Here is a 26,734-nt window from a genome sequence, read left to right on the forward strand (position 1 = left end):
GTTAAGTACAAGGTAGGCACCAGTCAGGAACTTTCCCGGCGAGGCAATGCAAAAGGATAGCTAGCGTCAGCGCCAGACCGCAGCTCGGTGGCACGGTTACCCCCACCCTCCGTGTCATCCAAGCAGCGAGTAACGTCTGAATAGCGCGCGGTAGAAGTCGATGAGCATTTGGTCGGCATCAGGTCGTCCGAGTTCCTCCGCACCAAAACGATAAACCTCGCAACCGACCAGCCTGAGTGCTCGATCCGCTGCCATCATTTCTGCATAGAGCTTTGGACTCGCCTTTCCGTTTTCCGAATAGTGGTGCTGGCCATCGACCTCTATGACTATTCGCACACCACCAGGAAGCAGGATGAGAAAATCCATCCGGCATCTGAGCAGCGCCTCTTTCCCGCGGTATTTAAATGTCTGCGGATCCCAGTGAAACCAGACCTCAGGGACGAGCGCAGGCAAATTCGGGATGTCTTTCTGAAACGCACGGAAAAAACATGTGAACGCTAGGGCTTGCGGCGGTGAGTTTTCGGGCAAGCTAGCCTCTAGCCGGCGGTATAGCGCTACTTTGGCATCCTCTACGGCGAGCCCACGGGTGTGCGCATACCAAGCTTGCAGATCCCTCCAAAGAAGCCCCTCCGATCCGATAGGGCGATCGTACATGAGGACATCTTCTGCTCCTTGAACGACCTCGATGTCGTTGTCCAGCGCATTTCCTAAGCGCAAGTCTGGCTTTTTTCGGGAACCGAAAATAAGGTTTTTCGGGGAGGCCTGTGTTGCTCCACCGATAGCGACCAAAGTAGACGTGAGGTAGCCGTCCGCGCCATTGGACGTATAGAAATGAATGCCGCACGGCTTCAAGGCGGCGTCCACAGCTCCAATGAAAACCCGCTGCTGAGACTCATCGGGCCTGACCGTCGAGGAAGCAAGTGCCTCCACGAATCGACAGAATCGAGCATCAGTGCATTTGTATGCACCGAGCCTGTCGAAAAGGGCCACAGCGTCCCAGTCTGGGTTGTCGATGTAATGACGAATAATCTCGTCACGCAGGGTTGGCGTCTTGTTCGCGAAGTCTAGAAAAGGCCGGTCATCAATCTGCCAGAATGTACTCAGCACCTCCTCAAACCCTGCCCGATCCAAAGCCAAGTCAACTTGCTCGAGGCTTTTTGCCAGATCTCGTCGGTATCGCGCAGGAATGGTTGGGCTAGTCCCGTCATCCCACAACAGTTCTTGAAGGACATCCCGTTCACGTTCCGGTAATCCAATGCTCTGCAAAACACGTTGCACGGCTTCGATCCGCTGATCGTCGGTGGCTTTTAACACCGCACCTGCTAAATGCTGTCGCTTGCTGGGACTGCCGGGGTTGTCTGGCAGGCCAAGTTTGGCCAAGAGATCCGGGATCTTGGCATCACTCTGATCATCTTTCCGATCACCTAGGATAGCGGCGAAAGACGTGCGAAGGGTTGCGAGATTTTGCTGCGTCCGAGCCATAGTCAGCATTTCGAAAGATGTGGGATGAGGATGCTACCACTGGGGAGAAATGGTTGAGTATCGCCATTGAGAGGCCCACCTGAGCAGGCTATGGGCCCTCCTCCAAGACAGCTCTCGATCCATCTGCCGTGTTTGATCGATGCGTGAACAGATATACCCTTGGGGCACCTAAGTGTTGGTGACAGTTACTATAGGGCACGTGAACTGCCACAACGCCCACCAGCGAGTAGGTCGAACCTAATCCAGATCAAGGGGAAGAGCGCTAATGAAGTACGTCAAACTGGGCACAACTGGACTGGACGTTTCCAAGCTGTGTCTCGGGTGTATGACTTTTGGCGATCCGGATGCCGGTACTCATCCATGGACGCTTGGAGAAGACCAGAGCCGGCCCATCATCAAGCATGCGGTTGAGCAAGGCATCAATTTCTTCGACACCGCCAACAGCTATTCCGCTGGCACCTCAGAGAGCATTGTAGGCAAGCTTCTCAAAGAGTTTACCCGCCGGGACGAAGTCGTCATCGCAACGAAAGTCTTCTACCCAGCAAACATGTGGGAAGGCTCTACAAGGCCCAACGAAAAGGGGTTGTCCCGAAAAGCCATCATGGCCAATATCGACGCCAGCCTGAAACGGCTAGGGACAGATTACGTAGACCTTTACCAGATCCACCGATGGGATTACGACACTCCGATCGAGGAAACCATGGAGGCCCTGCACGACATCGTGAGGGCCGGTAAAGCTCGTTACATTGGCGCGTCATCCATGTACGCCTGGCAGTTCTCCAAAGCCCAACACACCGCTCAAGTGCACGGCTGGAGCAAGTTCGTGTCGATGCAAAACTTCGTCAATCTGCTCTACCGCGAAGAAGAGCGAGAGATGATTCCGCTGTGCCTTGATCAAGGGGTAGGCCTGATGCCGTGGAGCCCACTGGCGCGAGGCCGCCTTACGCGACCTCATGGTCAGCAAACCGAACGCACTAAAACCGACATTTCCGGCCAGTCATTCTTCCAAGCAACCGAGATTGAGGACGGTCGGGTTATCTCAGTTGTAGAGCAGATCGCTAAAGAGAGAGGCGTGCCCATGGCTCAGGTAGCGCTGGCCTGGGTGCTCGGGAAGAAAGGAGTATCGGCACCCATCGTTAGCGCGTCGAAGCCTGCGCAACTGGACGATGCCATTGCGGCACTCGATCTCGTGCTAAGCGAGGAAGAGATCGCCCGCTTGGAGCAGCCCTACGTCCCTCACGCAGTAACTGGGTTTTCCTGAGCACACTTGCCCCATTCATCACGGTCTTACCTACCCTGATGAATGGGCTCATTTGCAACACCAATCAGGCGAAGCTTGCAGGTTCAAGTGAGTTGATCCAGTGGATCGCAGCCCGCTTGGATAATCAGTTCGAATAACCTCCCATAGTGAAGCCGCCCTTCGATCGTCAATCGGCTCCGGGTTTACCCTTCACGCGCTTTGATGAGATAAGCGCGTCGAAGGCTTCTTGAGTCGAATATCCCTCACGCAGTTTCCCCGCCAAAAACTCCGCATCCAGCCCTGCTGGGTCAAACGCTTCGCGAGCATGTCTGACCAAGGCCAACCATAGCTCCCAAGGAAGGGCCGCATGCTGAGCGTTACGGCAGCGATAGCTCGGGCGCGTCAACAACGCCGGCTCACGCTCAACGAGCGTATCGCACAGGCGTCGTAGCACCTGGAACACTGAGTCGCTTATGCCGATGATACTGGGATGCACCTGGACAGAGATTGCCTGAATCGTTGCTTCAGGGTTGAGAGCATGAAGCCCCGCCAAGCGAAGAACCTCAGCTTCGAACGCCTCAATACCGACAGAGTCGGCTAACCGCTCTATGACCTCAAGCTCCGCCAGATTCTGGCGCTCCAGTCCTATGACGTGCTTTTCCATAATCGACTTACGCCCTTGCAGCTGATGCATCATCCACGCCCCTGCCCGGTCGAACTCCTCCATCATCTCAGAGAATTCGGCGTCGTTCAGTGGTACCAGCTGCTCTGTATTGCCGGGCATCATGTCCCTCTAAGTGACTGAACCTTTGAACGCTAGGTATGCCAACTATCTGCAGATCTAAGCTCCCGAACAGGTTACCACCAAACACTCACCCGTCGGCAGCGCCCCCTCAGGGGCCCTGCCTCGTTGATCTTTGAGATCAGGTACGAATGGGGTTGAGGGGCGGGCCGTCTGGCTGAGCGCCCCGTTTATGCGCCGTGGCACTTCTTGAATTTAAGCCCCGATCCGCAAGGGCACCGTTCATTGCGTGCTACCCCAACCATTGTTTGCCTAGCTGCCACACGTTTAGCTTCGCTGATGATACCGGCGATTAGGGCAGTTTGACCCTCGAGTTCATGCCTTTGAACCACGTCCAACCCTTCTAGGTAAGGCTCCAAGCGGTGCATTTCAGCAATAGCCCCTCGGTGATCGCCACACCACGCCAGGATCACCGCATACTGACTACTGACCTGCACCATCCGCGCAATCAGGCCTGCTCGGGCAACAACTGGCAGAACATGCTGCTCCATGACTTCTCTGGCGCCCTGGAAGTCTTTCACACCGACAAACTCATCAGCCAGATCCTGTCCCACCCGAACGATCGACTCATACCCCTCTACCATCCCGTAGAATTTCATAGCATGGATACGTTGCAGAGGGGCATGCAACCCCTGAGCCTCTCGGGCTTTGGCGTAGACCTCCAGAGTATCGGCAAGATGCTTGATGTGCTCATGGACGTCAGCCGGTTGTTTGATGACCGTCCAAAGGACATCCGAATTCTTGCCCATGACGGCGTTAGGCGTCAGCCCCAGAATTTCAAAATACTCATCAGCTACTTTTTTACACAATGCCTCAGCTTGCTTGTTTTTCTTGAGCTTCCCCAGGGCAACAGCATGGTTGTAGTCAAATACCCGTTGGTGATCTGCATCAGGTATTTTTGGTGCGGCGTACGCCACGGCCCGCGTCACCTCATCTTCATGACCTTGGTCTGAAGCAAACAGGATTTTCCTCATTGCCCATGCGATCTGCTCGCGAAATCCGAATCCGTGCACATCGAGCAGTTGCTCCATTGCGGACAACGGATCGCTGACTTCGTCGAAGCGCCCTTCGCGCATGAATGAAAACACAAGGCCATCGAGCGCCCAGAAAGCCTGATGAGGATTCAGACCACCATCCTCAAGCGCCTGCTTTAAGCTGGAGGTGATATCGACCGACACCCCCATCTCGTAGAACAGCTCCTCGCCTGCCAGCCCAATGAGCGTCATCACGTCGTTGAGTCTGATGAACACCCGCGTAAGAAGTGAAAACCGCGAAGTATCACGGTGCTTTTCTAGGCTCTGGATCAGCAGCTCCTTCAGCGCCAACAACCCAGCGGTGATCACACCCTCCCCCATGAGCTCCAAGTGTCGTAGACCTAGTGCACGGATGGCATCATGGACTTTGAGTGTCTTGGCGCCAAAGACCTCAACTGTCCCTGTCGCCTGGATTTTTCTGATGGCCGCAGCTGCCCCGCCCTGTGACAACTTAAGCGTGGCCGATAGCAGGCGAACGACCTCGTCATGCGTGAGCCCCGTATCTGCAAGGCTAACGACAGCTAGGGCGTTCTGGGTCACCTGGTCATAACCATCGTAAACACGAGCCAAGATAACTTCTTGAGCCGTTTCCACCACGTTCGCTTGCTGAGCTAGATCAGCGCAAAGCGCCTCGATGTCTCCTCCGTATTCTGATAAGGCAACCGTAATGGCGCTATCGACGTATAGGGGCAGTCCGCCTGAATAGATCCGTAGTTGTTCGAATGCTTGGGCACTACCGAACGCGCCCGCTGTACTAGCCACCCGAGCTACTGTGTCGATATCCCACCCCGGCAGCGTCTCACGCCGCAATGCCATGACCGCTTCGAGCTCGCGTATATTTTCATGTGGCTGACAGAGAAGAATGAAGCGGATATGGCGAGTCGCGTTCAGAAGATCTCGCAGATTTGCGACGGGAATGCGATGGGCATTGTCGATTACGACGACCAAAGGAGCGCCAGATTGCTCCATAAATCGATCAAACGTTGTAATCGCCTCGTAACCGCTAGCGCCTGGTAACAGGATTTGCCGGATGCCTTCCGGGTCTCGCTTGGAATACTTTGAAGCTAATTCCCGGACGAGTGAGCTTGCAATAGCGGGCCCAGGTAGATCACCGACGTCGTAGTAGGCACATGGTTCTGGGCTCAGCAGTGCAGCATGGGCTGCCCACGTAGTTTTCCCCGCGCCCGACAAGCCGCAAATGATGCGAACCCGCTCATCCGATATGAACGTAGGCTCGTTCTGCTGTGGCCTGTATGAGGCGAGCGGCGTGGGAAAATCTTGCAGTTGCACAATCAACTGCTCAAAAAGGCTCGGAAGCTCCGAGCTACGGAACACGTGTCTGATGTTTCCGTCCCCGGCGGCAGATGCCAACATCACCAAGCCAGCCATTTTCCAAGTCAGAGCAGAAGGCGAAAGGAGTGAGAAATTAAGTTTTTCAGCCTGGGTCACGCACCATTGCGCGGCCTCTTCTAAAGTCGACCACGCAGGTGGAAGGTAATCTGGGCGCGCGGCTTTCGACTCTGGGTAAAGGTAAATCATGTCCGAGGAGGTCTTGTCCTCATCCACTTCGTTCTGCAGGGTTTCTCCGAGCGGTTGGTTAGCAACGATCACGAAGAATGGTTTCCCTGCGCGCAGCCCTGGCCCGTCCTCCTGCCGGATCAGCTCGAACCGCTCCAATGCGCCTGCGGCGTCGCCAGGCATCAGGGGGCGGGAGCGTGTCTTAACCTGGACGTACACCCGGCCGGCATCAGTGCTGAGCTCCACGTCCTCATCCAACTCGACCAGAACCTCCTTCACTCCAGAGGCTTGAGCCAGAAAGAGGCAGCCGACAGCGTACAGATGCTGATAGAGAAACCCCCGATGTACGGATTCGATCCGCTTAAGTTGCGCGGGATCAAGCACGAGATCGGGATGTGTCTGGTCATTCGATTTCATAGGATATCCATTCCAGGATTCAGTAGAAAATGTTCGTTATGCGGGTGTTCAGAGCGCCGCTTTCTCCGCACCATTTCAGGGGCATTCCGCTAAGCACTAGGCGATTCAAGAGCCCTCAATCAACAATGCCAAGGTTGCAACTATTCCGGAGCCTCGGCTCTACGGAGCTCAATAAGCATGCCTATATTTGGGCATGCTCATCGTAAAGTGCAGCTCTGACAAAGACAGAACCTCGCTTATGATTGCCATATGCCACCAGCCAAATCAGAATACGTCAAAAGGAGATTTGGCTAGGTGATGTCCATCATGGAAAGAATGCTGTTACGCGCGTTAAACCTCGATGCGACCATCGCCCTGCGCAGATTCGTCGTGGGTCGCCGCCATTCTTGGCGTAGAAGGCTCCGAATGATCGACCTTGGAGCATGGGCTAAATAATGAGTTCTTTCGCAGGCAACGACCCCGCTGACCAAAAAACTAGTGATCCCTACAGCGCCAGAGAGCAAGGACTGGGTTACATTTTCCAGCCTCGCTTTGCTCTGTATCAGGCATTAGAGCTTCCCGAGGACATCGCAATCCTCATCGAAAAGGAAGACGACCTCGATTTTTTGGAGTCCTCCGGTAAGAAGACACTGAGCTCGCTCAAACATAAGGCTGCTGGAGCGCGGCTGACTGACCTGTCTGTGGATTTCTGGAAGTCGGTCAATATCTGGCTAACTCGTTACATCGCCAATGGACGGGTTGAGTCTGACTATCAGTTTTTCCTTTTCACCACCTCGTCCGTCGCGCCGGACTCATTCTTGAATTTCTTCCTTTACGGAGCGGACACCACCAAGGCTCATCCAAGCCTCTGGCAACTGACAGAGGACACGCTTGCCATCAGCAACGCAAAATCGTTCGCCAAGATCAAAGACTTGCTCTCGCAGCTGACTACGATGGAGAAAGAGGACTTCGTATCGAGAATCGTGATTATTGATAACTCCCCTCGGATCGACGATCTACCGGCACTTATCAAGACTCAAAAAATGCGAGCCATTCGCCTCGAACACAGGGACGCTGTTTTCGAACGACTTGAGGGATGGTGGAATGATCTGACCATCCAAATGCTCTGTGACCCGCAGAGCGAACCGGTCTATGCCCGGGACGTTTCAGAGAAACTGTTCGCCTTCAGCGAAGAGTACAAGGATGACAATCTGCCCATCACATTTGAGGACGCGACACCCGCGTCCCCCGTCGATGCGAGCACCGATAACCGGCTGTTCGTGAGTCAACTCCGTGATCTGAAATTGAGCCCCAGCCGCATCCGCAATGCGATCCTGGACTACTACAGGGCATTTGAGCAACGCTCCGTCTGGGCAAGACAGCGCCTGGTGGGCTCCGAAGAAATCATCCGCTACGAAAAGCGCCTGACGGATGAGTGGGAGCGCGCCAAGGACGCTCTGTTCGATGATGCGCTCGACGCACCGATTGAGGAATGCTCTGATCCAGAACTGGTTGCGGTAGGCAAGAAGCTGTACACCTGGGCTGAAACAGAAGCCCAGAAGCTTGCTCACCTGAAAATACGGGCGCGCGTGACTGAGCCCTATGTCCTACGCGGCAGCTTTCAGATTCTCGCCAACAAGCGCCCTTACCCCACCGTTTACTGGCATCCACAGCTTCTGGATCGCCTGTCGAAGGCCGCTGGAGATACCGAATGATTCGCTGGGATCAGCGTCCTTTTGAGACCAAAAACCTGTTCAATCCAGCCTTCTGCGCGGTGGTGCTGCTGCGGTCGCTCAAAGCTTATGCAGTGATAGATCCCAAGGGCATGCCCTTTTCGATGTCACTGCTTGTGTTGCCATTGAGTCTCCACCACGAATCTCGAAGCGCGCTGCTCAAACACTACAAGGGCTACCTGCTCAAGACAGTGGAGACGTACCCCCAGATGCAAATCGGCCTGGCTGAGAGGGTAACGGAAATGCTGCCGTTCACTTTCGAGGCATTTGCGTTGGCGCACCACACCGATTGCTTCGAAGTCACTCCACAGGGTCGACTCCTTCCAAAAGCTAGGAGGGTTAAGGCTGACATCGATGGCACCGAGGAGTCAGTGGCGTGCCAGCGCGCAGCGGCTTTGCTGGGGCGAGAGTTCGCCAAAATTGCAGACAGGGTTACGGTTTACACCGCTTTTGGAATTCGACCATGAAAATCAGCTCCATCCTTGTATACAGCCACGATGGCCAGCGCCGCGATGTCAACTTCGAGGTCGACGGTCTCAATATCATTACGGGCCGCTCATCGACAGGTAAATCAGCCCTTTCGGATATCATCGAATACTGCATGGGCCAATCGAATTTCAACGTTTCGGATGGCGTGATCCAGGACAAGGTGTCGTGGTTCGCAGTGATCTTTCAATTTCCGGACGTGCAGGTCATGGTGGCAAAGCCGACCCCGCGATCAGGCGGCGCGAGCTGCAGCCTTGCTATGACACGTACCGGGGAATTTGTGCAGCCCCCTGAGTTTTCCGAGCTTGTGGTCAACACGGATGACATCGCTGTCACCTCGTTGCTGTCACGTCAACTTGGCATTCCGGAAAACCGCACAGAGGTGGCGCAAGAACACACGCGTAACAGCTACGAAGCCTCCATCAAGCACTCGTACTATTACCTTTTTCAAAGACAAGGCTTAGTCACTAACAAGGATCAGCTCTTCTATCGCCAGAACGAGCCGTTTCAACCCCAGGCGATCAAGGATACGCTGCCTATCCTGCTGGGCGCGTCAACCAATGAGCGCTACGAGCTGCAGACCAGACTCCGGACAGCCCAGCGAGACCTGAGAGCCCAGACAAAGCTGCTGGAGCAGGCAAAGCAAGCCGTCGGCAACAACCGAAACCTGGCCATCGTACTGCTGACGGAAGCCAAGGCCGTAGGGATAATTCCTCAAGACTCCTCCATTGCAGAGGTCGAGGAAATCATTACTGCCCTCAAAGCAGCTGCGCAGTGGACTCCCGCCAAACCGCATGCCCAGCCTGAGGACAAGGTACCCAAGCTGGAGGCTGAGCTGTCCAGGCTGCGCAAGACCAGGCGCGAAATCAAATCCAAAGTTGAGGCGGGTCAGCTGTTCGAACGGCGTGCCGGCGGCTTCCAGAGCGAGGCATCGGAACATATCGACCGCCTCTTATCCATCAAGTCGCTTCCAAAGAATGCTACGACGGGCGAATGGCAGTGGCCTTTTGCGGAAAAAAATCTGGCCATGGACACCCCCATTGCTCAAGCGCTCATCAGCGAACTGGCGTCTTTGGAGGCAGAAATGCAGACAGTGATGGGCCAACGACCGCAGATTCAGGGCTATCTCGCGGAGGAAAACCAACGCCTTCAAAACACATCCAATTCGATTGTCGAGAAGGAAGCAGAGCTGACAGCCGCCATCGCCGCCAATACCTTGCTGGCGAACGCACAGAAGCAAAGCGACGCTGCCAAGCATGTCGTGGGGCGCATCAGTTTCTTCCTTGAAGGGTTTGTTCCTGACAATTCGCTGAAACAGCAAGAGGCCGACTATCGCCGTCGGGAAATGCGCGTGCAGGAGCTTGAGAAGGCACTGGCAGACGTCGATGCAGACGACCGCCTTGCGTCGATCCTGAATAGCATCTCGGCGCAATTCAATCTCTACAACAAGCGGTTCGAATCTGAGTTCAGTGCCTACCCTGCCCGATTCGACCTGAAGAAGCTGACCATCATATTCGACCGCCCAGAGCGCTCTGTGCCTATGTCACGAACAGGCGGCGGAGAGAATTACTTGGCCTACCATCTTTCTGCACTGCTCGCCCTGCATTGGTACTGCGCCAAGAGCAATCAACCTATGCCGCGCTTCTTGGTGATCGACCAGCCAACCCAAGTGTATTTCCCCTCAGAGGAATCCTACAAAGCGGTCGACGGTACGGTAACGAATACTGAGCAATCCGATGCTGACATGGATTCGGTACGTAAGCTGTTTAATCTGCTGTACCAGTTCACGGTCGAGGACGTTCCAGGCTTCCAGATCATCATCACCGAGCATGCCAATCTCCGCGATGATTGGTTTCAAAAGTCGCTGGTGGAAGCTCCTTGGAGCAAACCTCCTGCATTGGTGCCGGAAGGCTGGCCTCTCAAAAATGAGGTAACACGCTAACGGGTATTGGAATACACCGCCCTATCGAGCGCTTAAGGAGTGACGCACGGCATGCTCACTCCTTTGTGCAAGTGTTCTGGGCAAAGCACACAGCCGTAGCTTGGTAATCCAAATTGGAAATGAGCACTGGCTGAGAGATAGGCACAAGGATCGCCAGACTGGAAACCAACATCAGCTCATGATTCCACAGCGCCCGCCTGAAGGTATTTCATCAATCGCCGTCGGGGTCATCAGCTGTAGCCCAAAAAACAGCATTTGAGATATGCCTTGATTAGTTTCATCTGCGGGCGATTGGCTCCAGGCTGGCTCCTCAGTACTCCAACCAAAGTTATCCCTCCAAACGGACGCTGCGCTCCGATAGGCCTTCGACAACAACCTAGCCAGGGCTTTGCAGCTATGGTCACTGAGTCCTGCACCCTACGTTCCAAGCGGCGGTACTTTTCTTACAAGATCTAGTCGTTCTTTTCTTCCTGTGGACTCTGCTAGTTTGATACTGTATTTAAGAAGGTCGTGATTATCCCACTTCTCAATCTCATACCCGGCTTCTGATAATTCCTTTTTTTGCTCTGGGCTCAAAATTAGCGTATCGGGCCCCACCCAAGCAAAAATTTTGCGCGGGTGGAAATGCATGTATTTTAACTCAAACCTGTCATTTTTGGCGCGACGCATTACAAGCTTTGTTCTTTCAACTTGGAAGTAGTCGATAAGCTGGTCATAGGTAAATATATCAATCTCGGTCTCGACTTCTTTTCGATGCAGGGCCTGCTTCCGTTCGTAATTCTTATTCTTGTTGGCTGAGCGCCCAATGACTAGCTGATACTTAAACTCCACCGGGCTTTTAGGGTTATCTAACATCGCCATGAGAGGATAAAAACGTGCAGTTACGCATGATTTTGACTCCTCAATAAAGTTTTTCCAGCTCTGCACTTGAGATATAGCTTCGTGAAACTTTGAAGAAAACACAGGGCTCTCTTCATTTTTATTGAAGATAGGCTTGTCTGGGGATTCCAATTCAACAAGCGTGATTCGCCAACGCCCCGAACTCCTGGTGATATAGCAGTAGTCGGATATGTGGTCGGTGCCTAGTGCGAACTTCGTGAGTATGGTTTCAAAGTGCAGTTGGTGATTTAGCAGATTAGGGGTTGGAATGAATCGGGTATGCAGTTCTAGGAAATCTTGAACGACTTGCTCTTTTTGTCGACCAGCCGGAGGTTTGTCATCTAAAAGTCGACGGTAACATTCTATCAATTCATCATCGGAATCTGCCAACTTGAATGCTCCTTCTGTATTTGTTGCGTGTAATGGCAGTTGATGAGCTCTGTCGCCGCCCATAAGCTCCGGCGTCCCCTCGAGGGCCAGAAAACCTAAACCGTACACCGACAATCTATGGTTAATGCCGCGTGATTGAATCACCCCAACCAGCCGGATTCAAGTAGCAAGGCCGGTTGAGGAGCCAAGCTGTGTTTAGGATAGGAGCAATGCTCATAATTTCTTCATCACCCATCCTTCGCTAACCTGAGGCTCCAGACCAATCAGGTAAGTGCAGCGATGAACGACAAGCAGCGCAAACAGCTCAGAAAGCTTCGCAAAAAAGCCAATATTTCGGTCAAACACGCTGCTCGGTGGGCACACGTAGATCCGCGTACTTGGCGCTCATGGGAAACATTGAATGACAAGGGATCGACCCGATCTCCCTCTCCGGCTGCACTTTGGAGCTTCTTCGCCAGGGCAGGCCTTAACATGCCTAAAGAGTTGAAGCCGCTGCTAGCACCAGCACCACTAGGACGAGCGCTATCCATTTCTTCGTACAAGGGCGGGGTTGGGAAATCGCCTCTAACGGTAAACGTTGCGGCCTGCTTGGTTGACCTTTCTTACCGGGTTGCAATTGTTACCGACGATGGGGTCTATCGCCGAATGCGCGGTGCTGGAAGGTCTCCCCAACCTGGTAGTTTGGTAAGTAAAATCGATTTCTACGATGAGCGTGAGTTGATCACCTTCCCTGCGGCGATCAAGCGGATGAAGAAAGAAATCCGGGACAATGTGACCCTCGCTCCTCCGCAAGATCGTGAGGATGCCAAATTCCTGTACCGCCACATTATTGAGACTGTCGAACACAAGGAGAAGGCTACCGAAAAGCTGTCCGAGCTTATCACACGGTACGACTACGTTCTGATCGACGTAAACGTAGACATTGAGCTGATCCGTCGATACGCGGATCTCGTTGCGATCGTTCTCGACAGCCACTGCTTCATGTCTATCCAAAGCGCAGACGCGTTTGCGGCTGCATTGCGACGCATCAGGTGCCGGGAAACATCGCCCGTATATTTTGGCCTGATTACGAACAACGATGTAGGTGCGGTCAGTCCAGAGCTGGAAGAGTACGTCGGCGATCTGCCGACCTTGGATGACTCGCTACGAGCGCAGCTTGAAGATGCTCGGCATGCGTATACTCGGCGTCGAGAGACCATCCTTAAGGCTATCGAAGAACTGGAGCTGCCCACCCTTACAACAGAGCTGACGGCAGCCCACAGGGTCGCAATCGAGATTTTTAACAAGGATAAGGCGTTCATGGAAGGCTATGGCTATTTCCACTCTTTGGCCGACATTGCCCCCGATTCCCATGCAGCCCGGGAGATGCGTCGCCTCACGGATGAGCTCATCAACTTCAGAATGTGAAATGTACGTTCGATTCCGACGGCGCCATGCTTGACGATAGGATCAGTGGTAGCACACGGAATATAAGCCGTTTGGGGCGCGTCGACGCAACCAGGCTCGTCTCCCTCTCCGCTCACATGGGCTGGCTAAGCATGATCCACCGCTGGACGTCCTCCCGCGGGTATTGAGCGTTCTGAGCGACCAGGCAGTTGATTTTAGCTCACTTGGTTTCTATGCAATTGCACGCGATTTGGCCGCTCAGCGTGAGTTTGTTTTGGCCTTACCACCTGATCCACGTGCCTCGAACAAGCACACTCAAAAATAAAGTTCTGTGTGAAAAGTGACATCGGAGCGCTGAGAATCCACAGGGCATCGCAGGTTGCAGAGTAACTCAACTATCACGCTAGGCAGACATCAATTACCGACCGTGACATTTCTTGTATTTTGAACCTGATTGACATGGACAAGGGTCATTACGGCCAATGACCGATGACTTGTACTTGTCTCGCTCAGAATCGACGCTGGCCAGAAGTGACAGCCCCACCATCTGAAGATGTCGCTGAAAGGTATCGTCAACAACGAGATTGAGGTATGCGGCAGCGCGCTTCACACCCTGATGGGCAGCCTCGGTAAGCAGCTGGCGGGCACGAGCTTTGTCTTGAGCCGCTAATTCCCCATCATGAAGAGCGACTCCAAGCTGAAACTTGCAATCTGGGTCGTCGCGGGACACTCCCTTTTCAAGAATGTCGATAGCCTTCTCCGGAGAGTAGCAAGGTGATTCCGCTGTGCTGTAGAGAAAGAACAAGCCCAGATAGGCCTGTGACTGCTCAGAAGTTGCACCGAAAGTCAGCATCTCCTCCGCCTCACCAAACTCCCCAACCTGCCGCAGATAGTCTCCGTAATACACGCAAGCTTGAGGGTGTCTGCGGTGTGCAGCCTCCTTGATCGCAGCCACTGCAAGCCGTTCCATATCAGTAACAGGTTCAGCGGTGTAGGCCAGGCTTCCGAAACGAAAGAGAGCCTCGGTATCTGACTGTCGCAACCACAAGGCTTCAAACCCACCCTCCATGGTGATGGAGACCATAGACATCGAGTCCAAGCGAGCACTGACCTCACAGGCACAGCGATACATCTCAATGGCCATAGCCTTAAGAGACTTGGCATGCTCGGCACTAACGCGGGTGGAGATCAGCCCTCCTCGGCCGCAAGCGTTCATCCACTCAGCTTCCAGCACAAGACCGGCTTGCATCTTCACGTCAAAGGAGTTCTCCTCGGCGATCGCCTTCCCGATGACTTGGCCCGGTACCAGGTCTGGAACCTCAGCAGGCACGATGAGCATTCTTGAAGACTTGCTGACTAACAGCCTGTGAAATTCGTCCAACACGGCGATGAATACCTGCCGGGCTTTTTTGCCCGTTTCAACGTCCCCAACCTGGGCTTTTGAAGACTCATGAGGCTCCTTCGCGCCCGCCACCTGTGAGGGGGCATGGACGGCTTGATTGCCCCACAGCCGGATTCTGTGACAATAGTCTTTTGCCGCGTAGCTTATGAGCTGGCATTCGTGAAGGTGGTTGATTTGGCTGCAAAGATCCTGGTTACCGAAGTTCAACTGATGCTTTGCTCCCACCATGCCGACCATCAATTCCAACAGCTTGCGAAAGGTGGACAATGCGTAGTCGGGATAAAGCGTAAGCACTTCAAGCGCGGTGGAGTACATACCTCTGCATTCCGCAGAAATTTGGGTCATGACATCCAGGTCGGTGATACGTCTGGCTACATCCATGTTGAACTCCTTGTTTTCGAATCGCCGCCAACGGATAGCTGGGATCTGCGCTGGGGCTTCAACCTTTCATTGTTCGTTGGGATCGAAGGCGTCTTGCGAGGGGCTTTAGCTCCAGCAGGGGCAGCTTCGTTCAATGTCGCAGGATACCTAATTGTCTCGCAGCTGTATTAGCCCTGCCTGCTCTATCTCGACCAAGATTCAGCGGTTTGCTGATATCGCATGCGGGCTATCCGGGATGAGCCCAGCGAGTGCTAGGGCCGCTCGGTGCGATCGTCTACTGAGATGGCTTCAAGCGCGTCGACAAGCTCAGAAATTTTTGAGTAGACCGCCGTCCCACAAGGCTTTGCAAGCGGCGCGATGATTGACGCCATGTACTTGTCTGCTCTGAACATCGAAACGTAAGGCACATACATGGCGTGAACGGCATCTACGAAGTCGCTGTTCATGAGCTTTCGGGGATTATCGCCCGTTGAGCGACGCAGTGATTCGTAGAAAGTGCGTATACCTATCGTCAGCCCCGGGCAGTACTTTTCCACCTGACGTACATCGTTACAGACCCCAGCAGCGGGCAGGATCTCACCCAGAAGTCGGTTGGCAGTCGCAAGCAGATTTTCGTCAACCGTGCGCGCCCACTTGGTTCCATTGAAGAACCGCAACGCATCACGCCTGTTCTCATCGTCAAGACCGGCTAGGCGCGTATACCATTCGGCTAATGTGGCCTGTAGCGTATTGATGAGTTTTTGGGCCGGATCACGCACCCAGGCACCGACCGCACCTAGCTTTGCATGATGGTTGATGAACCATCGAGCCATGAAGCTTGGGTCGCGCAGGCTTTCCAGGAATGCAGTATTGGCCTGAGCCCGAGTGGCAGAACCCACAACATACTGCATCAGAATCCGGGCATCTGCGTCCCGCATTGGGAATTTCTCCAGCGCCTGAGCAATATCGTCCTGCTGCAGCATCTGATCCAGCGTGCTGCGAGGGCTACCGTTCTTGTTGATCATCTGGCGTTTCAGGACGCGCCGAGCTTGACGATTGAGGTTCGATTCCTGCCCTGCTTTATTCACGATACCAGCGATATCCAAAGCATCGACTGGAGTTATCAGAGAGCCGAAATCGGGAAACCACTCACCGTTCGTATCTATGGCCTGAACGGGTTCTGATCCTTTTGACACAAGATTGGTCAGTTCCGCTTTGATCAACCTGTCGAACGAGATCATTGCGTTCCGCCCGCATAGGTCTACCAAGAGTGACGTCCGGCGAACGCCTGCTTCAGCATACTGATCCTGGACAGGCGCCATCTCAGAAATGTGCGCGGCCGAAAAAGCGAATGTGACATCTGGTAAAGACCGCAGTGCTTTCAGCCTCGACCTCAATCCCTCTAAACGTTCGTCGAGTGCGGACTCGCTCAAGGTCGAGTAGTCGTTGCTATCCAGGTATACGATTGTGGATATGGGCACGGAGGTCTCGCCATAGACTGCATAGGGTTAGCGCATCATCCACTGGACGCCCACCAGTTAAAACCCCCACGCACACTTGATCTTCCTTCACCACCGGATAGGGCTGGTAAGGGGGGCGGTCACACCGCCAATTCCAGGCACCTCGATGTGGAAACACGCGACCGCCATCCTGCCAAACCTCAAGGGGAGGCTTTGAGCTCGATCGCGATACAACATTCCAGATGCGCCTGCAGACTTCTGCCGAGTACATAGCATCTACCCTGTAATAAGCCGGGGGGGGAAACATAAGATCGCAACCTGAAGCCTCGCAACATGACGAATGCAACGAATATCCGCTTACTGCTGATCGGCAGCGAGCTGTACCCCGCGGTCGAGCAAGTCGGCTAGCAACTCATCTCGCGATTTACCCGACTCGCGTCCTAGCTCCACTAGAGCCCAGGCAGCTTTCGCCGCAACTCTTCGTGCTTGCACACGTTGAACAGTGGAGATCTTTTCCAGCCTGCCCCGCCCATGAATGAACGCACTTCTGAGGTCGAAGAGGTGTTCATAAATCTTCGCCGCACCTGGATCATTCAAGGCCGCGGATGGACTTGCCCCTACCAGACCGGACACCAACTCCCCGTTAAATTGATGCTGCTGCCAAACGCCTAAATTCTCGCGGCGACCGATATTTCAAAGCGCTGTGCGGATGCTGCTCGTTGTAATGCTCGAAGGCAATCGTCAGATTGCGCAGCGCTGTTTCTCGATCCGGCTTGGGCATGTGCGCCACGTAATCTCGCTTGATCGTCTTCACGAAGCTCTCTGCCATGCCGTTGCTTTGCGGGCTGCGTACCGGTGTGGTCACCGGCTGCAAGCCGATCTGGCGAGCAAACAGACGCGTCTGCTCGGCGATATAAGCCGAGCCGTTATCGCTCAACCACTGCACCGGCGTGCTCGGTAATTGATACCCAAATCGCTTCTCCACGCTTTCCAACATCAAGTCTCGAATGTCATCGCCGCTGTAGCCTGTCGGGCTGGCGACCCAACCGATGGCTTCGCGATCACAGCAGTCCAGGGCGAAGGTCACGCTCAACTTTGCACCGTCGTCGCAACGGAACTCGAAGCCGTCCGAGCACCAGCGGGTATCGCTGGTACTAACGGCAATTCGGCCTTCATGCCGACGCTGCACGCCAGGCTGCTTGATGCGTCGTTCCAGCAACAGATTGTGATCGCGCATGACGCGGTAAACCCGCTTCACATTGATCGGGGCCAGTAACTGGACTTCACGCTCGCGGCGCAGCAACCCCCAAACCCGGCGGTAGCCATAACTTGGCAACTCGCTGACTTGCTGCTTAATCTCGGCGACCAACTCCGTATCGTTCACGAGCCGACGTCGCCGTACTTTGGGCGATGCCGATTGCTTGATTCGAACCGTTAATTGCGAGCGCGACACACCGAGACATTCGCTGACCAGTTTCACTGGTCGTCCCCCGGCAACAAGGGTGAGTGCGCAATCCATTTTCGCGACCGGGCGATCTCCACGGCCTCTTTGAGGACTTCGGCTTCCATCGTCTTCTTGCCCAGCATCCGTTGTAATTCGCGGATCTGCTTGAGCGCATCGGTCAGTTCCGACGCCGGTACCACTGCTTCGCCGGTACTGACCGCTGACAGGCTTCCGTCCTGGTACAGCTTGCGCCACAGGAACAGCTGGTTGGCGTTGATGCCGTTGCGTCGGGCCACCACGGATACACTTTGTCCGGGTTCGAGGCTCTCGCGAACCATGGCCAGCTTCTGGTCGGTGCTCCAGCGGCGTCGGCGTTCCTGGCCGAGCAGCTCGCCACCCTTATCGTTGCTGTTAGTCATAAACATACCCGTTTGCCTATCCCTTATCTTAAGGGGGGAACGGTGTCCTGTCTTTCATGGGGCTCGTTCAGCGGATAGGCGCAGTGCTACTCGCTCCGTAGGCCCCTTGCCCGCATGATTCAACCGTTCCTTGCGCCGGTAGTCGCTCTTAAGTCCCAGCGCCGCCTCAACGACGGTAAGGTGGGCCATGAACTCATCGATACCGTTAGCCAAGAACGCCCGCACCAGGAAGTGAATAACTGGCGTATCGAACAAGCTGGTGTTGAGCGCGGCTTGGAATTCAGACCAATGCTCTTGGTTTCGCCCCAACAGCAGCTGACTGGCTTCATCAGCCAGCCTCAACTCCACCGGCCCCTCAACTTCTTCGACTTGTCCTAAATCGTCTTGGAAAAATTTGGGCTCCCATGACAGGGAATCCGGGCTTCGGGGCTCAGAAGGCGCCACAAACAAGTCGTCATCCAGTTGGTAAATCCACGGTACTCGAAACCCACGCCAATCCACCTCTGTCATGGTTGACCATTCTTCCCACGGAGCCAGAAGTAGGAAAAAAAGCGCATGCTCAACCGCCCGGGGATATCTACTTTCGTGAGGGTCGATCTCGCCCAAATCACGAGTCATCATCATCGAGAAGCTGGGCATAGAACGGCCGCCAGTGCTATCGGCCACAGCCTCGTCCTGCTCCACGATCAACCAATGAAATTGTGAGAAGCGTTTTGAGTCTAACGACAGATTGGGGTAGTACCTCGCCAACCGCGGTTTATCAAAGAGCTCATCCAACTGAGCAGCCGTGAAATGCCCGACTTTTGCATCGCCAAACTCAAGCGTTGGAATGATTTCGGCCAAATCAAGGGGGCATATGTAACGACGGCGGGTTGTCTTGCGTGTGAAAGCCGCGTGTAGCTGCGTATAGGCTTGGGCTGAATCAAGCGCGCCAGTGTGAGTACCTTTCTTGGCCAGGCACGGAAGGCCTAGAGATTTGAGCGCATGATCCAGCGCGAATGTCAGGCCAAAAGTGTCTTTGCCGTGCTCATATCTTTCGCCGCAGGCTTTTTTCAGTTGAATAAACTCAGGTGCTTTCCAGAGTCCGCCTCCTGGCAGTGTGCCAAGTGACCAGATGGCGCTTACAGCCTCCCGGACTAGAGCGTCCACATCCATGTCCAATTCATTCTCCCCTGGCGTCAGGCGTCGATTCGATAGATGTGCGGTTCGCATCAGGTTACGAACAGCAGCAATGGCCAATGCCAATGGATTACCAGCGCCTAGTCCTACAGGATAGCGATGTTGGATCGCAACTCAACCGTTCAGGGCCTCTCCGTCTGAAGTCATTGGATGCCTGAGTCGTAGGCGCCCGACCCACTACGTTACGTGAATCAGGCCGGCACGGGCTGACGCGGTAGCATTTGCCTGATCTCACTGGCCCGCCGCGTCACTACATCTTCGAGATACCAGAACGCAGATACCAATTGAAGAGCAGCGGGCCACCGCTTAACCCACCTACTTAGAAAGCGCCATTTTCGCTAGCTGTCCAACTCGAGGATTTTTGATCACTGTCATACCCCGCTCCATCGGCCCCTCGATCTCCGACATCAGTTCCCGAGCACGATTCGCAACCTGTGCAATTCCCACGGCTTCGGATGCGATAGCGATGTGCTTGAGCCTTACCCACACACCATTGATGAGATTTTGATAGAGCTTGAGGTGCTCCATCACGTAGTTCAGCCCAGTCGAGAGGTAGTTCTGGATGCTGTTATCAATGTTCTGCGAATGGCGCTGAGCCAAGCTGTATTCTTTCTGGAGCTCTGTCTCGATGAAGCGAACTGGGTCGTCGGCACCCCGTACCATCAACGTCATCAAGTCCGGGTTGTACCGGTATGTGTTCACTTTCACGTCATGGTTGTAGTAAGTGAGGTAGTCATTTTCGTGCAGAAAGCCGACCACGATTTCATCGAGCTCAGGCCGCTTAACGAGAAGTTCATCGACATCATTTACTGTCTGGATGTCGAACGCGGCATTAAGCTCTGGATTGGATTTGACCAGCGCTCTGACCTTAGCCAACCACTCGAAGGTATCATCCGCGTTCTTCTTATTGGGGTCGTGTTTTTTCGCAAACTCGACCTCACCGGGCAGGGCTTCACGAATTATCCCTGGCACCACCTCAAAAGCCTTCGTTCTTGCGAGTTTGCCCGGTGTGCAGTAGTGAGGGGAGCTCAGATTGATGAAGTCGTATCCGATCTGTGCATAGGCTAAGGCAACCAACCGTGAACAAAACTGTTTTTTGGTTGACTCGAGCTTCATCAAGCGCCGTGGAAGAGCGAGGGTCGCCTCATCCAAAGCGTACAAAGAGCCAATCTGGGTGTGTGCATAGCGACAGATCTGATCGAGCTCCTCCTCTGCCAGAGGCTTTCGGCTCCGAAGCACCACACAGTGACTCTGCTTATCCAGCATGATTCTCTGCGGGTTCTTAGAGAAGACACCAGCTTGCACCGCCTCGATCAGCGTCCCTCCGACCCAAATCGATGCATGCGAGTATCGCGATGCGGTACCCACTCGCACGCCCTTGCTGATTAACGTGTTCTCTGCAGTCAGGATGATGTCGCCTCGTTTGAGGAGCGAACGCTCAATCGTATATTTCTGTTCCATCGGTTTACGCCTCATGAGGTTGGAGATGGCAGCGCCATGGACGTAATCGGTCAGAGTGACCCGCCATGCCGGCAGAGGCTCACTACATTCTTCAATACGGAACAAGGCCGCGCACATCAGCAAAATGAGGGCGAAACGCCATTACTCAAGCTGCCATAAGTCGGTAACTTGACTACAAAATGTTTCAACAGATGCGACGTATGATACGGATCGGTGTTTAACCCTAAGCATTTGGCCGGCCGTTGTTTTGATGGTGCATGCATCCGTCGCAATGAAGTAGCGTCGAGGCAATCTCACCACCAGTAGTCAAGGATGGAGCGCATGAATGACTGATCGATGCGTTTGAGCTGTTGATCGGGGGTGACAATCGCGAGCTTGGGCATCTCCGACATCCGCACAACCTTATGACCTTGCGCTACCGATCTTCCCTCCGCCAGGTGGCGACTGGCTCCATGAGCCAAGCCCGCAAATACCCCTCTGTTGTCATACTGGCCATGACCTAGGCGCAATCGCGTCCAGCACCTCGATAGACGCTGACCTCCGATAGCCATCGCCCATGAGTATGAAGACGGTGGATTCGGTTTCGAAGATACCTCGACCATCGAACGAGACAGCGTACCCAGTTTTGATGCGCTCACCCTGCTGATATTCACCGGTGCTGTGCAATAAAACGCTGTGATTGAACATCACGACTGGATGCTTCCCTGATGCGATGATCGGTGCTGAGTTGGTGTCAATGACATCGATGATCACCCAGGCCGTTACGGCGCAGGCGGCCTTCCCGGTTTCTTTCACCAGGTTCTGGATAATCTCAATTTCAGAGGGAGAAGCACCGGATAAGGGCTCACCCTCCAGGGCTATAGCTTCGGCAATAGGTAGCAGGCGCATCAACCCTCCGATCCTTCGGGTGCTTCATGGATGAACAGTTTCTTCAGCTTCTCGTCCCAGTTATCAATGGGTCGCACAAGCACATAGCAGCTGTCCGAAAACGTATAGGCAAGCGCGTAACCATGCTCCCACCTCAACTCCATGATGGCTGAGGTCTGGATCATGCCACCCTCTTCAAAGCGGCCGCTCAAGTCGCCATATAGCTCTCCCGCCAGGCTCCAGCCCCGGGGAAATGGCTGCCACAGGAAACCTGTAATTCGAGTGCTGAACTTCAGCTCAGCAGCTTTAAGAACTTCACTGGGAATCCTAAGGCTGGTGCTCATCGCTGGTCACCGGTGCGCTGCTCGCTCACAATCACAAAGTGGTCGCTGCTGCTCGGACAACGCATCAGTTTGAATCCAGACTTGGTTTCGACCAATTCCAAGGGTGGGGTGGCCACTGTCATTCCGTCAGCGCTTACGCCGGACATGTCACTGAACACCCGGGCGGCATACCGCTGCCCGACCCTGGCCGCGCCAAGCAGGTATGCGTCTACTGTGACGCCCCAATCAATGGCCTTTGCCTGGACAACTTCTAGAGGTATTTCTGGATTACAGGTCACGGGATTTCCAAGGTTGCCGGATTCGCGTTTCCGAGTGGACGCAGACATCAAATATCGATCTCAAGATGAGGATTGAATCCTGTGTTTTCATTGGGGTATCCCCGCGGGTTTGAGATCACTCGACACCCGCCCAGCTCGACGTCCACCGCTTGATGCGTGTGCCCGAAGATCCAGAGATCCGCCTGCTCGATCATCCTGGGCCAGTCATTTGTGTACGCCGCATTGAGATGGCCATCATGCTTGGTACCGACCACCAAGGGCGATGGGGAATGGTGTGTGACGACGATGGTTTTGCCTGCAAAAGGCTGGGCAAGCTGCTCGGCCAGCCAGGCCTTGGCAGCATGGTTGCGAGTGACGAGGTCATCGGGTCTCAGGCGTCGATATCCCGCATCAGCGCGGATGTAGTTGAAGTCATTCATCCACTGCCAAGCCATCCTGCTCGCGGCCAGTTGGTCGCCCGTTGAGGAAAAATCCGTCCACGCTGCGGTGCCCAAGATGCGGATGCCATTGATGATGAGTGAATCATTTTCTAGGACATGCACGTGGCTCTCTGCGGCATCCCTCATCTTGCGCAGTGTCCTGTCGATATGGCCGTCGTAGTACTCGTGGTTGCCGCATATATAAGCGACCTTGCACTGGAATGTTTCATTTGCCCATCTCACGCCGCGGGCTTTTTTGTCTATGTCGCCAGCGAGGATGACCAAGTCGACGTCGGGATCGACGGTCGGCGGATCGAAGCGGTGAAATTCGTTATGCAGGTCTGAGTAAATTCGTAGCTTCATCAGTCGGTCACTTGGGAATTTGCTGTGTTTCGATGTGATTTACAGGTTGTACGGCTTTAGCGTTTCCACACCTGTCTGACCTTCGCACGGGCACCGTTATGAGCTGCTGGTTTCGAGTGCATTGATAATCCATGGGGTCATAACAGCTTCACCTGTGTGGATCCGTATGCCGGATGGCTAGTGGCGTACGCCAGAAAAGCGTGGGCTAAATCCATCCGGCGCCCATTCGCAAACGACATATGCACTGCCATTGCTCGTTTCGAAGACATGATATCCGTGGCTCTCAAACCGTCGACGAAGCGAGGACGTCCGAACGGTTGCGCCATCTCGAAAACGCCCGCGTTGTTCTTGGTAAACCACACCTACTAGGCAGTTGATTTCGTGATCTACCCTCGCACAGCACATGTATGCGGTGGCCGGAAATTCGAACCGCACACCCATAGCACGCTCGACGCTTGCGGGGATTGAGGTTGGCTTGACCTCCGCGGCGGTCTGCAAGCTGTTCAAAGATTCATAGTCTGTAGACATGGCAGTTCACTCGATCCGTACCAGCATGACGTCCAGTATTCAATGCAGCTCGAAAAATGGGCTGATGCCACTGTTACCGAAGTAATTGATGGGCATCCACGAAGCCCGCCCGTGTACTCCTATACCACCAGGTAACCGTTGCGGTGAAACCGCCTCAGTAATGGCGACGTATGGGCTGGTAAACGCGGGGTCAATCCCATCACGTCATCTTCAGGTAGGGCAGCCTTCGCCTTTTGGATGACCGTCGGCATCCTGTTGAAGGGGAGGTCAATCATTGTCGCCCCGACAGTCTTGATCGTGAATGCCGGAGGATCTGGGGATGCTGTGTTGCTCATTAGTGGTTCCTCGCACAAATCCAGGCCTCTCGGCAAACGACGCAGCTCCGTTGCTGCACACTGACTGCGGGAGCCTAGCGCTACCGACTTCACGCTCTGAACTCCTATTCAAGATCCCGCCTCTGCAGCAATTGCCCTGACCCGGACGTAACCCCTGCTGACCTGGGCTCTGCAGTCTGCCCAGAGCTAGAGGATAAAAATCGCAATCGACGGTTTAGGGCTAAATTGATATCTGGTAGAGAGATGTCGCCCTGAACCGCTGCCCTCACCCGCCTGCCTGACCCTCCCTGAGGTAGGTCGAGTCACGCGCCTACGACGTAACGATACGACTACTATATACGGTAGAGTGTTACGGCACAACATGGCTACATCCTCGCTTTTGAGGAATACCTGTGTCGATGAAGGTGCCTTTCGCCGCGATACTTCGCGCGCTGCGATCTCAGAAAGGGTTGACCCAGGAGTCAATTCCCGAAGGGAGCAATCGTCAGTACCTGAGTCAACTCGAACATGGAAAGTCCAGCCCAACGTTAGACAAGCTGCAGGATTTGTCGGAGGCGTTCGGCGTCAGTACCCTCGCCCTCATTGGAGCGGTCACTGCGGTTAAAGAAGACCTGACAGTCGATGATCTGATAGCAAAATTTGCCGCACAGATGAAGGCCTTAGAGGCCGAAGGCATCTTGGCTGCTGCCCGCGCTGAATTGAGCGGTGCCGAGCTGCTCACCCGCCCCGCCGGCCGCGTGATCGACCGGGCCTTGAGGGCGTCGATTCAGGAATGCAAAGCTCAGGGGCTGAGTCAGGCACAGACATCCCAAAATCTGGGTGTGAACAAAATGACAGTAAGCAGGTATTGGCGCGATCCTGACTGACGTCGTCAGCGCGCAGAGGGTGCTGATGATTGGAGGGTTAGAGTGCATCCGCCAGCCAGGTGCATTTTTGGCTTTCGGTCAATGAGGCCGCGGGATGTGACAGGACTCAGGTGAAGTCAGCATTGCCGCGGCTTTGCAATGGCCGAGGCTGCGACGCTTGGGGTTCGCAGGCTGGACTCACTGGCGAACGGCACGCTTGCCACGCTTTTGCGTCTTGGCTAGTTTGAATCTAGAGTCACCAAGTTGCAGTGCACGGCCAGGATCTATCAGCGCCATTATTTCAAGTGAGCTGAAATCATATTCCCCGGCCAATTTATCTAGCTCCGCCAAAAAACGTGCAACCTTAACAACTTCAGGATCACGCAGAAGCGGCGCAATCGCCTCATACTCCATTGTTATTCTATTGCTAAGCTCGATAAACTCTTCCACACTAGTCATGAGACTTTTCTCCGACCTTAGATTCATTATCTTCCACATCAGTCGCCAGATTGAGATCATGCTCAGTACTGCGACCGTTAAGGGAAGAAGACCCACTCTCCTGAGTCGGATTTCGATCTGACTTCGAATACACCTCAGAGTTATGTTTTGATTCGGCGGAACATCCAGTTGTAGACTTATCTGGCCTGCAATCTACGTCTTCTAACAATGAATCACGTATTGGCTCCAGACGCTGCATCATTTCCAGAAGTGCAGTGTTGGTTCTCGCGTTCAGCTCCCCGGCGGCGCCACTCGCTTGCGCAGCTGACCCCTCATACCGTGACATCAACAAATCAAACACCTGTGTCATGCTGTATCCATGCCGCTCGGTCAGGTCTTCAAGCTTATGGTAAAACTCTACGTCCAGCTTGTAATCGAGCTCTTCCTGCTGCTTTTTGAGGTTGCGCAAGGCCTGCTCAAGCTCAAACTCCTTGAGCCTGTACTCGACAAGCGTGTGCGTTCTGACCATCAATGACTCCGGCTTCGCGAGAGGATTCGAAAGACGACATACCCAGTATAATAGCCTTCGACCCTGAGAAAAACATTTATCGAAAGGCTACAAATTACGATGCAATATTGTTGTTTTTCAGGTAGTTATGAGTTAAATGACCTGTCTGCATTACCTTCTGTCGGAATGGCAGACCATAAGGCCTAGACCTCATTTCAGGGAACATGAGTTTTCTTCAAGACAGATTCACCACCGTTCCGACTATTACTCAGGAGGAAACAATCCGCCGCCCCCTGACTCAAAAGGTGGCGCTAGCGCCTTCGCACCAGCCATTTATCAATAGATTGATAAATGGCACATATCACGCTACCTGGGACGGCTGGATTGATCTGACAACATTGCCGCTTGCTCTGCCCGTTAGCAGCCGATACATGGATAGCGTGGCACAGTGCTGGGCAGCGATGGCTGGGGAGTACCAGGGAGATCAGCGTCTTGCAGCCTGCTTGGCATGTCGATTGTAGTCGAAGTCAAACTTGAGCAAGCCGAACCTGGCGCAGGATGGGGACGTCCAACACTCTCAATATCACGCTAAAACGACGTCATCCTTGGTCTCGGGGCGTGCGCTGGAAACCTGCTGCGAGGTTCACGATCGCGGCATGCTCGTCGGTCTGTGAGAGCAGCCCTCTCACTGTGCCAGGTTCGCAGCGGGCGCCTGGCACAGTGCCAAGGCGACTCAGTGTCAGATGAACCGTGATCGCTTCAGTGATTTCAGAGGTAGCGCGATTGGCTTCGCGAT

Annotated in this window: 20 protein-coding genes; 6 read left to right on the forward strand and 14 right to left on the reverse strand. The window is 54.2% G+C overall.

The window, feature by feature from the left end; genetic code table 11:
* Positions 1–114 precede the first annotated feature (114 nt).
* A complete protein-coding gene (locus JOE34_RS18395) occupies positions 115–1,482 on the reverse strand; it encodes a hypothetical protein (RefSeq protein ID WP_209996361.1) in 1,368 nt (455 codons plus the stop codon).
* A 265-nt stretch (positions 1,483–1,747) separates the two neighbouring features.
* Here JOE34_RS18395 and JOE34_RS18400 point away from each other — a divergent pair, with 265 nt between their 5' ends.
* Entirely contained in the window at positions 1,748–2,743 is a 996-nt protein-coding gene (locus JOE34_RS18400; RefSeq protein WP_209996363.1) for an aldo/keto reductase, read from the forward strand.
* A 166-nt stretch (positions 2,744–2,909) separates the two neighbouring features.
* Here JOE34_RS18400 and JOE34_RS18405 read toward each other — a convergent pair whose 3' ends face one another.
* Positions 2,910–3,509, reverse strand: a complete 600-nt coding sequence (locus JOE34_RS18405) for a hypothetical protein (protein WP_245227038.1) — start codon at positions 3,507–3,509, stop codon at positions 2,910–2,912.
* 185 nt (positions 3,510–3,694) lie between these two features.
* Positions 3,695–6,493: an SEC-C metal-binding domain-containing protein gene (locus tag JOE34_RS18410; RefSeq protein WP_209996365.1), complete on the reverse strand. Its 2,799-nt coding sequence runs from the start codon at positions 6,491–6,493 to the stop codon at positions 3,695–3,697.
* A gap of 434 nt (positions 6,494–6,927) precedes the next feature.
* On the opposite strand from JOE34_RS18410, the gene JOE34_RS18415 reads away from it, so the two are divergent.
* The 3 genes from JOE34_RS18415 to JOE34_RS18425 are packed head-to-tail and all read left to right on the forward strand — an operon-like array spanning position 6,928 to position 10,633.
* Positions 6,928–8,187 carry an ABC-three component system protein gene (locus JOE34_RS18415; RefSeq protein ID WP_054998282.1) on the forward strand — a complete coding sequence of 420 codons (1,260 nt, stop codon included), beginning with the start codon at positions 6,928–6,930 and terminating at the stop codon, positions 8,185–8,187.
* Entirely contained in the window at positions 8,184–8,672 is a 489-nt protein-coding gene (locus JOE34_RS18420; RefSeq protein ID WP_054998283.1) for a three component ABC system middle component, read from the forward strand. Before JOE34_RS18415 ends, JOE34_RS18420 begins: the two co-directional genes overlap by 4 nt.
* Positions 8,669–10,633, forward strand: coding sequence for a DUF3732 domain-containing protein (locus JOE34_RS18425; protein WP_209996367.1), 1,965 nt, complete (start codon positions 8,669–8,671; stop codon positions 10,631–10,633). The genes JOE34_RS18420 and JOE34_RS18425 overlap by 4 nt, the downstream gene beginning before the upstream one ends.
* Before the next feature lie 417 nt (positions 10,634–11,050).
* On the opposite strand, the gene JOE34_RS18430 is transcribed toward JOE34_RS18425, so the two are convergent.
* A complete protein-coding gene (locus JOE34_RS18430) occupies positions 11,051–12,046 on the reverse strand; it encodes a Shedu anti-phage system protein SduA domain-containing protein (RefSeq protein WP_147461996.1) in 996 nt (331 codons plus the stop codon).
* Positions 12,047–12,181: 135 nt separating this feature from the next.
* On the opposite strand from JOE34_RS18430, the gene JOE34_RS18435 reads away from it, so the two are divergent.
* Positions 12,182–13,309, forward strand: coding sequence for an AAA family ATPase (locus JOE34_RS18435; protein WP_209996376.1), 1,128 nt, complete (start codon positions 12,182–12,184; stop codon positions 13,307–13,309).
* A 397-nt stretch (positions 13,310–13,706) separates the two neighbouring features.
* On the opposite strand, the gene JOE34_RS18440 is transcribed toward JOE34_RS18435, so the two are convergent.
* The 8 genes from JOE34_RS18440 to JOE34_RS18475 form a co-directional block, all read right to left on the reverse strand.
* A complete protein-coding gene (locus JOE34_RS18440) occupies positions 13,707–15,071 on the reverse strand; it encodes an SEC-C metal-binding domain-containing protein (RefSeq protein WP_054998287.1) in 1,365 nt (454 codons plus the stop codon).
* 251 nt (positions 15,072–15,322) lie between these two features.
* Positions 15,323–16,291 (reverse strand): hypothetical protein, encoded by a 969-nt coding sequence (locus tag JOE34_RS18445; RefSeq protein WP_209996378.1) that lies wholly within the window; start codon positions 16,289–16,291, stop codon positions 15,323–15,325.
* An 862-nt stretch (positions 16,292–17,153) separates the two neighbouring features.
* Positions 17,154–18,373, reverse strand: a protein-coding gene (locus JOE34_RS18450; RefSeq protein ID WP_209996380.1) for an IS3 family transposase whose coding sequence is annotated in 2 segments (ribosomal slippage) — positions 17,154–18,028 and positions 18,028–18,373 — 1,221 coding nt in all. Because the reading frame shifts where the segments join, the coding sequence is not laid out codon by codon here.
* A 54-nt stretch (positions 18,374–18,427) separates the two neighbouring features.
* Complete coding sequence (locus tag JOE34_RS18455; protein WP_209996382.1) at positions 18,428–19,618, reverse strand: hypothetical protein; 1,191 nt, start codon at positions 19,616–19,618, stop codon at positions 18,428–18,430.
* Between the two features lie 249 nt (positions 19,619–19,867).
* Positions 19,868–21,118: a YiiX/YebB-like N1pC/P60 family cysteine hydrolase gene (locus tag JOE34_RS18460; protein ID WP_162235628.1), complete on the reverse strand. Its 1,251-nt coding sequence runs from the start codon at positions 21,116–21,118 to the stop codon at positions 19,868–19,870.
* A 378-nt stretch (positions 21,119–21,496) separates the two neighbouring features.
* Positions 21,497–21,901, reverse strand: a complete 405-nt coding sequence (locus JOE34_RS18465) for a hypothetical protein (protein WP_122813510.1) — start codon at positions 21,899–21,901, stop codon at positions 21,497–21,499.
* Positions 21,901–22,224 carry a hypothetical protein gene (locus tag JOE34_RS18470; protein ID WP_054998292.1) on the reverse strand — a complete coding sequence of 108 codons (324 nt, stop codon included), beginning with the start codon at positions 22,222–22,224 and terminating at the stop codon, positions 21,901–21,903. Before JOE34_RS18470 ends, JOE34_RS18465 begins: the two co-directional genes overlap by 1 nt.
* A 325-nt stretch (positions 22,225–22,549) precedes the next feature.
* On the reverse strand, positions 22,550–23,284 hold the full coding sequence (locus JOE34_RS18475; RefSeq protein WP_122813511.1) for a metallophosphoesterase: 735 nt from the start codon (positions 23,282–23,284) through the stop codon (positions 22,550–22,552).
* Positions 23,285–24,545: 1,261 nt separating this feature from the next.
* Here JOE34_RS18475 and JOE34_RS18480 point away from each other — a divergent pair.
* Positions 24,546–25,013, forward strand: a complete 468-nt coding sequence (locus tag JOE34_RS18480) for a transcriptional regulator (RefSeq protein ID WP_054998294.1) — start codon at positions 24,546–24,548, stop codon at positions 25,011–25,013.
* A 177-nt stretch (positions 25,014–25,190) separates the two neighbouring features.
* Here the strand turns inward: JOE34_RS18480 and JOE34_RS18485 are convergent, their stop codons facing one another.
* Together JOE34_RS18485 and JOE34_RS18490 are read right to left on the reverse strand one after the other, a co-directional pair.
* Positions 25,191–25,451: a hypothetical protein gene (locus JOE34_RS18485; RefSeq protein WP_054998295.1), complete on the reverse strand. Its 261-nt coding sequence runs from the start codon at positions 25,449–25,451 to the stop codon at positions 25,191–25,193.
* On the reverse strand, positions 25,444–25,959 hold the full coding sequence (locus JOE34_RS18490; RefSeq protein ID WP_209996390.1) for a hypothetical protein: 516 nt from the start codon (positions 25,957–25,959) through the stop codon (positions 25,444–25,446). Before JOE34_RS18490 ends, JOE34_RS18485 begins: the two co-directional genes overlap by 8 nt.
* Positions 25,960–26,734 lie beyond the last annotated feature (775 nt).

It is taken from the genome of Pseudomonas sp. PvP028 (assembly GCF_017832255.1).
GTDB lineage: Bacteria > Pseudomonadota > Gammaproteobacteria > Pseudomonadales > Pseudomonadaceae > Aquipseudomonas > Aquipseudomonas syringae.